The sequence below is a fragment of the Amycolatopsis keratiniphila genome (genome assembly GCF_000400635.2).
Taxonomy (GTDB): domain Bacteria; phylum Actinomycetota; class Actinomycetes; order Mycobacteriales; family Pseudonocardiaceae; genus Amycolatopsis; species Amycolatopsis keratiniphila.
Map to the genome: position 1 here is coordinate 5,497,992 of NC_021252.1, position 12,610 is coordinate 5,510,601.

The window sequence follows — 12,610 nt, forward strand, 5'->3', positions numbered from 1 at the left end:
TGGGTGGAGCCGACTGGGTGGAGGCGAAACCGACATGCGCGTGAAGCAGCTCGCCGTAGCGGGAATCCTGTTGCTGGGTGTGGTGCCCGGGGTCGCCGCGGCGGCCCCGCCGTCCGGAGTGGAAAGCGCCGCCCCCAGCGGCTGGGTGGGCACTTGGGCGGCGGCTCCCGCGGCCGGGGTGGCCGGGACCGACAACGGTTATCCGAACTTCTCGATCCGCAACATCGTGCACACCAGCGTCGGCGGGCACGAGGTACGTGTGCGGCTGTCCAACGCCTTCGGCCGGACTCCGGTGCTGTTCGGCCGGGTGACCGTCGCGGTCGCCGCCGGCCCCGACACCCCGCAGGCCGTGCCGGGCACGATGCGCACGCTGACCTTCGGCGGAGATCGCGAGGTCACCGTGCCGCCGGGCGCCGACATCCTCAGCGACGGCGCGGCGCTGACCGTGCCCAGGGACGGCGATCTCCTGGTGACCACGTACACACCGACGCCGTCGGGTCCGGTCACCTACCACCCGCTGGCGATGCAGAACTCCTACTTCACCCGCAACGGCGACAAAGCGGCCGACGAGTCGGCGGCGGCGTTCCCGGAGAAGACCGCCGTCTGGCACTACGTGTCCGGAGTGGATGTCCGGGGCCGGGGGCTGCGGGGCAGTGTCGTGGCGATCGGCGATTCGATCACCGACGGGGCGAACTCGACCTGGGGCGCGAACCTGCGCTGGCCCGATCAGCTCGCCGACAAGATCAGCGCGCGGACGGGCGTGCTCAACGCCGGGATCAGCGGGAACCGGCTCTTGCTCGACGGCGGCAACTACGGCGTCAACGCGCTGGCCCGGCTGGACCGCGACGTGCTCGGCCAGTCCGGCGTGCGGACGGCGATCGTGTTCGAGGGCATCAACGACATCCAGCAGACGCCGCACCAGGCCGACCCGAACAAGATCATCTCGGCGTTGAAGCAGATCGCGGGCCGGGCGCACGACCGCGGCCTGCGCGTGCTGGGCGCGACGATCACGCCGTGGAAGGGCTGGGGTTCGTACACGCCGCAGCTCGAGGAGACCCGGCAGGCGGTGAACCGGTTCATCCGGACGAGCCGGCTCTTCGACGGCTACATCGACTTCGACGCGGTGATCCGCGATCCCGCCGACCCGCAGCGGATGAAACCCGAGTACGACTCCGGCGATCACCTCCACCCCGGTGACAAGGGCTTCACCGCCATGGCGAACGCCGTCCCGTTGGCTGGGCTCGGCTAGAAAGCGAGGGCTGCGCCAGGCGGTTCGGTGGGGCACGATGAACTGATGGCGAGCAGTGACAGCGGTATCCGGGAGACGGCGCGGCTGGTCCGGTTCGCCGAACACGAGGCGCGTGCCGAAATCCTCCGGGCGCGGCTCGCCGATCTCCACGGCACCATCCGGCTGGCGAAGCGGACGTCGAACCTGTTCCGGGCGCGGAAGGCGACCAGCACGCCGGGGCTGGACGTCTCGGGATTCACGCACGTACTCGACGTCGATCCCTTGGCGCGCACGGCCGACGTCGAAGGCATGGTCACCTACGAGCAACTGGTGGACGCGACCCTGCCGCACGGGCTGATGCCGCTGGTCGTGCCGCAGCTCAAGACGATCACGCTCGGCGGCGCGGTCACCGGCCTCGGCATCGAGTCCTCCTCGTTCCGCAACGGGCTCGTGCACGAGTCGGTGCTGGAGATGGAGTTGCTCACCGGTGACGGCAGGATCGTCGTCGCGCGGCCGGACAACGAGCACAGCGATCTCTTCCACGGTTTCCCGAACTCGTACGGAACGCTCGGCTACGCGTTGCGGTTGAAGATCGAGCTGGAGCCGGTCAAGCCGTACGTCCGGCTCGACCACGTCCGGTACGAAGACACCGAGGAGTACTTCGCGGCGCTCGGCGAGGCATGCCGGAGCGGGTCGGCGGACTTCGTCGACGGAACGGTCTTCGGACCAGGCGAGCAGTATTTGACGCTGGGCACCTTCACCTCCTCGGCACCGGTGACCAGCGATTACACCTGGCTCGACATCTACTACAAGTCGATCCGCTCCCGCGAGACCGATCACCTGAGCGTCCGGGACTACCTGTGGCGCTGGGACACGGACTGGTTCTGGTGCTCACGGGCGTTCGGCGTGCAGCACCGGCTCCCCCGGTTGCTGCTCGGCAGGCGACTGTTGCGGTCGTCGGTCTACTGGAAGGTCGTGGCGCTCGACCGCCGGTTCGGGATCGCCGCGAAACTGCTCAAGCTGCGTCGCCTCCCGCCGGAAGAGACCGTCGTCCAGGACATCGAAGTGCCGCTGTCGCGGGCCGCGGAGTTCCTGGACTTCTTCCGCCGCGAGATCCCGATCAGCCCGGTGTGGATCTGCCCGCTGAAGCAGCGGCCTGGCGGCGTGAACTCGCCGCTGTACGAAATGGACCCCGGGACGCTGTACGTCAACTTCGGGTTCTGGTCCGCCGTGCCACTGGACCCCGGCGAGGCGCCGGATACGCACAATCGGCTGATCGAGGCCGAAGTGACCCGGCTCGGCGGGCGGAAGTCGCTGTACTCCGACAGTTTCTATGCCGAAGAGGAGTTCTGGCGGCTGTACAACGGCGACGCCTACCGGAAACTGAAGACGGCCTACGACCCCGACGGCCGCCTGCTCGACCTGTACGCGAAATGCGTGCGGCGGCGGTGATCGGGCCAGGGAAGAAGAGAGACGACCATGGCTGAGACGACCACCGTCGGGAAGATCTTCGAGCGGTTGCTCGGCCCGAGCGCCGAAGTGTCCATCACCGCCTACGACGGCAGCACGAGCGGCCCGGCCGACGCGCCGGTGTCGATCCGGGTGCGGTCGCCGCTGGCGCTGACGTACCTGATGTCGTCCCCCGGCGACCTCGGGCTCGCCCGTGCCTACGTCGCCGGCGCGCTCGATGTGGACGGTGACCTCTACTCGGCGTTGCGCGCGCTCGTGGCCCACGTCGATCAGCTCAGCGCCGCGGATCGGCTGTGGTTGCTGCGCGAACTCGGGCCGAAGCACTTGCGCCGCGTCGCCCCGCCCGCCGAAGAACTGCCGAGCCGCGCCAAACGCGTCTTCGACGGGCTACGGCACTCGAAAGCGCGCGACAGCAACGCGATCTCGAACCATTACGACGTCTCGAACCGGTTCTACGAACTGGTCCTCGGCCCGTCGATGGCCTACACGTGTGCCGCGTATCCGTCCGAAGGCGCGTCACTGGAAGAGGCGCAGGCGCACAAATTCGACCTGGTGTGCCGGAAACTCGGGCTGCGGCCCGGGATGCGGTTGCTGGACGTCGGCTGCGGCTGGGGCGGGATGGTCGAGCACGCCGTCGCGAACTACGGCGTCGAAGCGCTGGGCGTCACCCTTTCGCGCGAGCAGGCGCAATGGGCGCAGAAGGACATCGTGACCAAGGGGCTCGCGGACAAGGCCGAAGTACGGCATCTCGACTACCGCGACGTCACCGAAACGGGGTTCGACGCGGTGTCTTCGATCGGGCTCACCGAGCACATCGGCGCGCGCAACCTGCCGTCGTACTTCCGTTTCCTCGCCGGGAAACTGAAGCCGCACGGACGCCTGCTGAACCACTGCATCACCAACCCGGACACCTCCGTCCCGCACCGGTCACGCGGGTTCATCGACCGGTACGTCTTCCCCGACGGCGAGCTGGAGTCCGTCGGGGAGATCGCCACCGCGATGCACGACAGCGGGCTGGAGGTGCGGCATTCGGAGAACCTCCGCGAGCATTACGCCACCACCCTCGGCGCCTGGTGCGCCAACCTCGACGCGAACTGGGACGAGGCCGTCGCCGAAGCGGGCGCCGGCCGGAGCCGCGTGTGGGCGCTGTACATGGCCGCGTGCCGGCTCGCCTTCGAGCGCCGGGAAATCGAACTGCACCAGGTGCTCGGGGTGAAGGTCGGCCCGGACGGCGACGCGGGCATGCCGCTGCGGCCGGACTGGGGCGTTTAGAGGACTCAATGCCGGAAGGCTTCGGCGAGCCACCACGAGCCGCCGTCGTCGGCGATCTTGGCGTCGACGACGAGCGGCGCGTCCCGTGGGCCGTCCAGCCAGTCCGTGACGGCGGCGAGATCCTCGACCGACCGCACAGTGACCCCGGCGCAGCCGAAACCGCGTCCGATCGCCGCGATGTCGGTGTCGGGGAACCGGACCGTCGTCATGTCCGCGGCACCGAAATGGTGGATCTCGGCGCCGTACGCCGCGTCGTTGTAGACGATGACGACGAGCGGGATCCGTAGGCGGACGGCGGTTTCCAGCTCGGAGAGGGCCATGTGGAACCCGCCGTCGCCGACTCCGAGCACCGGCAGGCGCTCCGGCCTGGCCAGGGCCGCGCCGATCGCCGTCCCGAGGCCGAGCCCGATGCTTTGAAACGCCTGGGTGAAGCAGAAGCCGTTCTCGTCGGGCACGGACAGGTACGCGCTCGGGTAGCCCATGAAGTTGCCGGAGTCGATCGAGACCACCCGTTCGGACGGCAGGATCTCATCGAGACGGCGGCTGAGCGTACGCGGATCGATCTTCCCGCCGCCGGATAGGTCGTTATACTGGACGTCGTTCCATCGGGTGCTTTCAGGGGTTTCGCGGCTCCTGCGGTGGCCACGCCTTCCGAGTTCGGCGTGCACGTCCACGGCCGTGCCGGTGACGTCGCCGACGACGCCCAGGTCGATCGGCCGGTGCGCGCCGAGCGCCGCCTGGTCGATGTCGACCTGGACCAGCCGGGCGGCCGGGCCGAGCAGCGTGCCGTGCCGGGTGGTCCACATGTTCAGCGCGCACCCCCAGCCGATCACGAGGTCGGCGTCCCTGACGAGGTCCGCCGCTCGCGGCGACGAAAAGCCGCCCGAGATCCCGATCGAGAAGGGATCGTCGTGGAAGAGGCCGTGCGCCACCGCCGAAGTCGCCAGCAGCGCACCGGATCGTTCCGCGAGTTCCTTGAGCGGTGCGGCGCTCCCCCGTGCGCCGCGGCCGGCGATGAACACCGGCCGCCGCGCTTCGACCAGGAGGTCTGCCAGTTTCGCGACCGCGTCGGCACTCGGCCGGATCGACGCCGGGCCGGGGATTTCCGGGACGGCGACCGCTTCGGGCGCTTCCTGGGCTTGGACGTCGAGCGGCAGGTTGAGCAGGACCGTCCGTCGTTGTTGCACCGCCGTCCGATAAGCACGGACGGTGTCGGCGACCGCGGTCCGCGCGCCGTGCACGCGCTCGGGCACCGCGCCGACGGCGGCCGCGAGCGCGTCTTGGTCCACCCGGAAGTTCGACAGCACCGCCGACGCCGCGGTGTCGCCCGCCACGACGATCATCGGGGTCCGGCTCTTGGCCGCCTCGGCGATGCCGGTGAGCGCGTTGGTCAGCCCGCAGCCCTGATGGAGACTCAGTACCGAGATCTGGCCGCTCATCCGGGCGTACGCGTCGGCCATGCTCGCCGCGCCACCCTCGTGCCGCGCGGCGACGAACCGTACCCCGCCCGCCCGCAATCCGTTGGTCGCCTCGAAGTTGCCGCTGCCCACGACCCCGAACGCGGCGCCGACGCCGAGTTCCGCGAGCGTGCGGCCGACCAGTTCCGCGACGTTCATACCCGCTCGACCAGCGCGTAGACCCTGGCGGGGCTGCCGGAACCGCCGACGATCGGGAGCGGGCTGACGACCAGCAGTGAGCCGGTGGCCGGCAGACTCGCCAGGTTCTGCAACTGGGTCAGGCCGTGTTTCCCGGCGCCCAGAAGGAGTTCGTGGCAGGGGAAGGCCGGGTCGATGGCGAGTGCCTGCCCCGCGTCGGTGCCGACGGTCTCCACACCGAACCCGGTGATCGGCGCCTCCTCCGCGAGCCAGCGAGCGCACTCCCCCGAAACGCCCGGGGTGTGCGGACCGTTCTCGTCGTTGTTGAGGAAGGCCTCCTGATCGTGCGAGCGCGCGTCCCAGCCCGTGCGGTAGAGCAGCCAGCCGCCCTCGGGCAGCGGCCCGTTCACGCGCTCCCACTCACGGATGTCTTCGATGGACAGCAGATAGTCCGGGTCTTCGGCCGCGCGGGCGGACGCGTCGAGCACCACGGCCGGGGCGACCAGCGTGCGCAACGGCACCTCGGAGACGTCGTGGCCGTCCTTTCCCGACACCCAGTGCACGGGGACGTCGAGGTGGGTCCCGGTGTGCTCGCCGGTGTGGATGTTGTTCCAGTACCAGCGCGGCCCGCGTTCGTCGTACCGGCTGATCTCCTCCAGGCCGAACGGGATCGTGTTCGCGAACGGCTCCGGCAACTGGAGGATCGGGGTGTTCGCGCTCAACGGGGCGGTGAGGTCGACGACCTCGATCGCGCCCGTGGTGATCGCGGAGTTCAGCTGGGCCAACAACGACATGCATGCCTCCCGGGAGTGACTGCGGCGTCTCGGCCACCTTAGGCGGATTTCGGGTTTGATGGTTGCCGGGAACGTCGCCGGCAGACGGAGGAGATCGATGATCGAGGTGGCATTGCGGCCGGTCGAGGATCGCGACCTGGACACCTTGTACGAGCTGATGCGTGACCCCGAATCGGTGAAGATGGCCGCGTTCATCGCCAGGGACCCCGACGATCGCGAAGCGTTCGACCGCCACATCGCGAGGTTGAGGACTTTCCCGGATCTGACCCTGCGTGCGGTGACCGGCGACGGTCGCTTCCTCGGCACCATCGGCAGCTTCTTCGTGGAAGGCGACGCCGAAATCACCTACTGGATAGACCGTGCGGTTTGGGGGCGGGGAGTCGCCAGCCGCGCCCTCGCGCTGTTTTTGGACGTGGTCGAGGTCCGGCCGTTGTACGCCCGGGCCGCCAGCGACAATTTAGGGTCGCTTCGGGTGCTGCGGAAGGCGGGGTTCCGTGTCATTGGGACCGAGGTCGCGTACGCGTCCGCTCGGGATGATGAGATCGAGGACACCGTTCTTTGCCTTGACGTTTGAGGGGGTGGCAGTCCACGAGTCCGGCCTAAGCCAGGCGGAGCGGCGCGTTGCGAAAGCCACTTTCACAACGCTGGAGGTTGTGTTGAGCCTCAGACACTTTGACACAGATGATGGCTCAAATGATGCGACACCTCCCGAAACATGATGCAACGTCGAAGGTCGCGAAACCTTCTTTCGCAATCTCCCCCGCGAACACTACTTGAATAAATTTCAAGAAACCCTTTCAGATTCGCACACGTGTTCGATTCCTGCTATTCTCGTGGGGTGTCCGGACAACGTATCCTCGAACCGCCGCAGGAGCTGTGGCGTGCCGGTGCGCGCGAGCTCGCGCACGGTGTCGTCGAGCGGTTGTCGGTGGCACGACAGGCGTTGGCGGAGGTCGGTCAGTTCCTGGTCGAGATCGAATCCCGCGGCCCGATGGAACTGTTCGGGCACGGCTCGACCGCCGGCTGGTTCGCCGAGACCGCCCGAATCACCCCGAACGAGGCCCGCGACACCGTCACTCGCGCGTTGGCGGTGAACGAGAGCCGGAATCTGGATGGCACTCCCGTCCCGGCGTTCGCGCCGATCGCCGGTGCCGCGGCGGCAGAGGGTGACCTGGGGCATCAGCAACTCGACCCGATCCTCGCGGTGCTGAAGAAAATCCCAGCCGACGCCTCGGCCGACGACCGGACCGGCGCCGAACAGATCCTGGTGACCTTGGCCCGCCACGCCGGACCGCAGGAGATCAGCAACGTCGGCGCCGAACTCCTCGCCCACCTCGACCCCGACGGCAACGAACCCAAAGACGAAGACCTCAAACCCCCGTCACGCGAAGTGCACCTCCACAAGCGTGACGACGGGTGGTGGCGGCTCAACGGCCTCCTGGACCCCGAATTCGGGGCCCGCGCCAACGCCCTGTTCGAAACCTGGGGACAACGAAGACCCGTCGACGAGGACGGCAACCGCGACCCCCGCACCCCCGGCGAGCGCAATGGGGACGCACTCTTCGACGCGATCCACTACGCGATGACCAACGACAAAGCCCCCACCCTCTCCGGAGACCGGACGACGGTCGTGGTCACCATCCCGCTGGAGACTTTGACCTCAGGGCTGGGGGCGGCCTGTGTGGACGGGGTCGCGCAGATCACCGCCCGGCACGCCCGGATGCTGGCCTGCGACGCGAAAATCATCCCCGCCATCCTCGGCACCGAAAGCGAACCCCTCGACATCGGCCGCGCCGCCCGTAGTGTCACTCCCGCCCAACGCCGCGCCTTGAACCTGCGCGACCACGGGTGCGCGTTCCCCGGCTGCCGGCGAAGACCCAAACACTGCGAAGCCCACCACATACTCCCGTGGGGACAGTTCGGTGACACCGATCTGAACAATCTCTGCCTGTTGTGCCGCTATCACCACATGGTCATCCACGGCCAATCCGGCTGGAAAGTCCAAATCACCAACGGCCGACCCGAATTCATCCCACCGCAATACCTCGACCCGCTACAAACACCCCGCCACAACCACCGCTGAACCCGAGAGAGCCCGCCGACCACATGGCGACGGGCCCCTCGGCATGCGCTCGCTCAGTTGAACCAGGTTCCGAACATCGAGCTCTGCGACCTGCCCGCGAGCCGCTCGCCAAGATCGACCGCTTGCGCTTCGGTGAGCAGACAGATGTAGTCGGTGACGGCCCGCGCACAGCCGGCTTCCTTGTTTTTATCCGACATGGCCTCCACCGTGTCATCCTGCGTGATATCGCGATAGATCCCGCGGAGTTGTATGGGGATTTTCGGGCTACTCGGAGACTTCTCCAAGCACATCATCAGCCGATCGAAGAGCGAACCAATGATCCTTTTCTGACCTTCCTGCTGGATGGCCAGTGGAGGCCTGTTGATCACGTAGAACCACGTGAGTTCCTTCAGTGCGGCGACCCGGTACTGACTGCTCTGCTCGATCTCGACGTAGGGTGGTTCACCGAGTAGCCGGACCGCCTTCACGAAGCGGGTGAGGTGGCCACTGCTGATCTTGTTCATCTGCACCCGGTTCTTACGGGTCTCCCAGCACTGGGAGTGCAGGCGTCCGCCGAACTCGGCGATGATCGTTTCGAGCTCGTTCCGGAATCGGAACTCGTCGAATCCCCTGTGCTGCTTCAGCCTGCGGAGGCCATGCTTCAGTATGCGCTCCTTGTCCACCGACAAGCTGTGCAGTGGGATGAGACCGGCGCGAAAGTAGTCCTCTAGATCATGCGTCGCGTAACTGATGTCGTCCGCCCAATCCATAAGGACAGCGTTCGCGGATCTCAAGTCACCTCGGCTGCCTTGCCGCGCCCAGTCGAAGTCCACCTTTTCGGTCTGATACGCGCCCCATTTGTCCCCGTAGCCACGGTCGGTCCACAGGGCCGTCGACTTGGACGAATGCTTCAGACGCGGATACTTGAGGATCGCGTTCAACGTCGCCTGGGTAAGGTTGAGGCCCGGGTGCTCCATCTTCCGCCGGGCGAGTTTTGTGACCACCCGGAAGGACTGAGCGTTCCCTTCGAAGCCTTCCAGCCCGTCGATCTGGGCCAGTCGCTGACCGAGGACCTCCTCCGCGATGTGGCCGAACGGCGGGTGTCCGATGTCGTGCACGAGTCCCGCCGTCTCGACAACGTCTTCGTTCAGATCAGATCCTGCCGGGAAGCCACGCTTCGGATCGTCCAATTGATAGCGCAGGTGTTGCACGAGTCTTCGCCCCATCTGGGCGACCTTCAGACTGTGGGTCAGCCGGTTGTGCAAGACCAGCTGCTCATTGACCGCGGCGACCTGCGCCACTCCGGCCAGTCTCCGGAACGCGGACGAATAGAGAACCCGGTCCCGGTCCCGTTGATAATCGTCCCGATACGCGGTGTCCTGCTCCTTCACCGGATGACGCCGGGCCTTTCCGACTGTCCCCTGCGACATGGTCGCCTCCTCGTCGTGACTCAAAAGAGCTTCGAAAAGAAGGCGGCCACCACCAGAAGACCGTTAACGAATCCGGCGAAGACACCGGACCATCGGTATTCGTTCGCGACCGAACCGCAACCCCGGCTCAGTCCACCATCACCAAATCCAGCCCCCGCAGCCGTTCCCGGTCCGCGATGACGTCGATCTCGCTGATCTTCCCGTCCACGAACTCGAACGCGAGCACCACCGAAGGCCGTCCTTCGTCGGCCATCACGAGACCGATGCCGCCGTTCACCAGCGCGAGCTGGGTGACCGCCGCCCGCACCGAAGCGGCCGCCGCGCCGCGAGCCACCACGTTGGCGCCGCGCAGGAAGATCGGTTCGCGCGAGGGGCCTGCCGCCTTGTCCGCGCGGAGGACGACGTCGGGGTGCAGGAGTTCGAGGAGCGCGGCGAAGTCGCCGCCACGGGCCGCGGTCAGGTAGGCGTCGACGACCTGGCGCCGTCGCGCGAGGTCCGGTTCCGCGGCGGTGGAACGACCCTGGACCCGGCGCCGGGCCCGGCTCGCGAGTTGCCTCGCGGCGGCCGGGGTGCGGTCGATCAGCGGGGCGATCTCGTCGAACGGCACCGCGAACATGTCGTGCAGGACGAACGCGAGCCGTTCGGCGGGGGCCAGCGTGTCCAGCACCACCAGCATCGCGAGCCCCACCGAGTCGGCGAGCACCGCGTCGGCGGCGGGATCGACCGTGGAGTCGGCGGGCTCGGAGAACGCGGCGTCGAGCGGTTCCTCCCGCCGGTGGTCGCGTGAGCGCAACACGTTCAGGCACACCCGCGCCACCACCGTGGTCAGCCAGCCGCCGAGGTTCTCGATCTCCGCCGCGTCGGTGCGGTTCAGCCGCAGCCACGTGTCCTGGACGGCGTCTTCGGCCTCACTGGACGAGCCCAGCATCCGGTAGGCCACCGCCCGCAGCCTGGTCCGGTGTTCCTCGAAACGTTCCGTCAGCCGATCCACCGTTCACATCTAACAGCCACCGAGATCGTCGGTGAACCGCACGCCCGAAGACCGGTACGACGCGGCCCGATCGGCGGCGGCCTGCGGCGTCAGCACCTCGTTCTTCGCGTAGTAGACCCAGTCCACCTGTTCGAGGTAGGTGCTCGTCCCGCCGCTGTGCTGCGTGAGGTCGATGAACCACTGGTTCACGTTGAGCGACATGTTCTGCCGCGGGTACACGTCGAACGGCCCGCTGCGGTCGTGGTCGGCCACCAGGGCGCCGTCGATGTAGTACCGCACATGGCCGTCGGACACCGTCGCGACGACGGAATGCCAGCCGTCGATGCTGCGGCGCTGGCTGTCGCTCTTGTTCTCGGCGTACCAGGGGTCCGGCGTGTAGGTGTGCCAGCTGGTCTGGAAGTTCACCGGCCCCGCCTCGCCCCATCCGCCGTTGGGCAGGTACTCCGAGAAGTCCAGTTCGCTGTAGATCGGGTCGTTGGCGTAGCGGAGCGGGCTGATCGTGAAGAACGTCTGGTTGATCCGGTCGCCGTCGGGGCCGGACGCCGGCGCGTCGGAGAAGCGGATCCGGGCCGCGTACGTCCCTTCGAAGAACCGCCGATCGGGCTGCATGATCTCGGTCTGCGTCGTCCCCGCGGGTGTGCCGTCGGTGGTGGAGGCGAGTTGCAGCACCTTGTCCCCGTCGGACGTCGGGAACGTGATGCCCTCGGGCGCCCAGCGCGCACCGCCGACACCGGGGCCCCCCGCTCCGGAGCGCACCTGCCAGCCGTGCTGGGCGAGGAGACCGTCGGTGTGCGAGCCGTAGTGGAAGTCGTCGAACAGCGCCCCGCAACCGGCCGCTCCCGAAGCGGCGCCCGGCGCCAGAGCCAGTGCGGTGACCGACAAGGCCGCGACGGCGGCGGCGCGGAACTTCCCTGAGGTCGACATCTCGTCTCCTTTACCACTGGTCAGTTTCTTTCCACCGTCGCCCGGCGAAGTGGTAAAGTCAATAGGTCTAGACAACTTGTCCACCAGCCAATTCGCGGTGACCACTGGGTAAGCTGTGGTCATGCGGCGCACAGAGGTCAAGGATCGGCTACGCCAGCTCATCGAGCGGCGGCAGCCGGGCGAGGTCCTGCCTTCGGAACGCGCGCTGAGCACCGAAATCGGCGTCTCGCGCCCCACTCTGCGGGCCGCGATCGACGAACTGGAGCGCGACGGTCTCGTGGTCCGCGAGCACGGCCGCGGCACGTTCACCGCGCCGCGCAAGATCTCCCAGGACCTCCTGCCCGCCACCGGCGGCGAGCAGTTCGCCCCGCCCGCCGAGGGACACTGGACGAGCCGCGTGATCGACTTCGCCACCACGCCGGCGGGTGCCCGGCTGGGCAAACGGCTCGAAGTCTCCCCCGGCCACGTACTGGTGGCCGTCACCCGCGTCCGCGTCGTCGAAGAGGCACCGATGGCGATCGAGCGGATCCTGGTCCCGCGTGATCTCGTGCCCGACATCACGGCAGCGGGTTTCGAGTCCGGCTCGTTCTACGAACTGCTCCGCACGCGGTACGAGGTCGTGCCCGCGACGGCCGTGCAGATCATCGAGCCGACCGTCACCGACCCCGACGAGTCCGGCCTGCTCGGCGTCCCGCAGCACTCCCCCGCGCTGCTGTTCGAACGCACCACCCGCGACGACGGCGGCCGCGTGATCGAGTACACCCGCTCGATCTACCGGGGCGACCGCTACCGGATCACCTCGCACCTGACGTTCGACCACACCTCGGGCTGACTCCGGCGCGCC

General features: G+C 67.8%; 11 protein-coding genes. 6 read left to right on the top strand and 5 right to left on the bottom strand.

All coding sequences use genetic code 11. The annotated features are described in order from the left end of the window. The first annotated feature begins 34 nt into the window (after positions 1 to 34). Genes AORI_RS65745 through AORI_RS65755 form a run of 3 tightly spaced genes read left to right on the top strand, consistent with a single transcriptional unit; the run spans position 35 to position 3,970 of the window. Positions 35 to 1,249: an SGNH/GDSL hydrolase family protein gene (locus tag AORI_RS65745; RefSeq protein ID WP_016335285.1), complete on the top strand. Its 1,215-nt coding sequence runs from the start codon at positions 35 to 37 to the stop codon at positions 1,247 to 1,249. Positions 1,250 to 1,294: 45 nt separating this feature from the next. Continuing rightward, positions 1,295 to 2,680 (top strand): FAD-binding oxidoreductase, encoded by a 1,386-nt coding sequence (locus AORI_RS65750; RefSeq protein ID WP_016335286.1) that lies wholly within the window; start codon positions 1,295 to 1,297, stop codon positions 2,678 to 2,680. A 27-nt stretch (positions 2,681 to 2,707) separates the two neighbouring features. After that, positions 2,708 to 3,970, top strand: coding sequence for a class I SAM-dependent methyltransferase (locus AORI_RS65755; RefSeq protein ID WP_016335287.1), 1,263 nt, complete (start codon positions 2,708 to 2,710; stop codon positions 3,968 to 3,970). A gap of 5 nt (positions 3,971 to 3,975) precedes the next feature. On the opposite strand, the gene AORI_RS65760 is transcribed toward AORI_RS65755, so the two are convergent. Then, positions 3,976 to 5,586 (bottom strand): thiamine pyrophosphate-binding protein, encoded by a 1,611-nt coding sequence (locus tag AORI_RS65760; protein ID WP_016335288.1) that lies wholly within the window; start codon positions 5,584 to 5,586, stop codon positions 3,976 to 3,978. Beyond that, on the bottom strand, positions 5,583 to 6,359 hold the full coding sequence (locus AORI_RS65765) for a cyclase family protein (protein WP_016335289.1): 777 nt from the start codon (positions 6,357 to 6,359) through the stop codon (positions 5,583 to 5,585). The genes AORI_RS65760 and AORI_RS65765 overlap by 4 nt, the downstream gene beginning before the upstream one ends. A 106-nt stretch (positions 6,360 to 6,465) precedes the next feature. Between AORI_RS65765 and AORI_RS65770 the strand changes: the two genes are divergently transcribed. Next, positions 6,466 to 6,933 carry a GNAT family N-acetyltransferase gene (locus AORI_RS65770; RefSeq protein ID WP_267283985.1) on the top strand — a complete coding sequence of 156 codons (468 nt, stop codon included), beginning with the start codon at positions 6,466 to 6,468 and terminating at the stop codon, positions 6,931 to 6,933. Positions 6,934 to 7,197: 264 nt separating this feature from the next. Continuing rightward, the gene (locus tag AORI_RS65775; protein WP_043848209.1) at positions 7,198 to 8,442 is read left to right on the top strand and encodes an HNH endonuclease signature motif containing protein; all 1,245 of its coding nucleotides are present in this window, start codon (positions 7,198 to 7,200) and stop codon (positions 8,440 to 8,442) included. Between the two features lie 53 nt (positions 8,443 to 8,495). On the opposite strand, the gene AORI_RS65780 is transcribed toward AORI_RS65775, so the two are convergent. The 3 genes from AORI_RS65780 to AORI_RS65790 all read right to left on the bottom strand — a co-directional run bounded on the left by AORI_RS65780 (position 8,496) and on the right by AORI_RS65790 (position 11,766). After that, positions 8,496 to 9,851: a deoxyguanosinetriphosphate triphosphohydrolase family protein gene (locus tag AORI_RS65780; protein ID WP_016335292.1), complete on the bottom strand. Its 1,356-nt coding sequence runs from the start codon at positions 9,849 to 9,851 to the stop codon at positions 8,496 to 8,498. Positions 9,852 to 9,978: 127 nt separating this feature from the next. After that, entirely contained in the window at positions 9,979 to 10,842 is an 864-nt protein-coding gene (locus AORI_RS65785; protein ID WP_016335293.1) for a sigma-70 family RNA polymerase sigma factor, read from the bottom strand. Positions 10,843 to 10,851: 9 nt separating this feature from the next. Next, positions 10,852 to 11,766: a glycoside hydrolase family 16 protein gene (locus tag AORI_RS65790; protein WP_016335294.1), complete on the bottom strand. Its 915-nt coding sequence runs from the start codon at positions 11,764 to 11,766 to the stop codon at positions 10,852 to 10,854. A 121-nt stretch (positions 11,767 to 11,887) separates the two neighbouring features. Between AORI_RS65790 and AORI_RS65795 the strand changes: the two genes are divergently transcribed. After that, positions 11,888 to 12,598, top strand: a complete 711-nt coding sequence (locus AORI_RS65795; protein WP_043848210.1) for a GntR family transcriptional regulator — start codon at positions 11,888 to 11,890, stop codon at positions 12,596 to 12,598. The last annotated feature ends 12 nt before the right edge of the window (positions 12,599 to 12,610 follow it).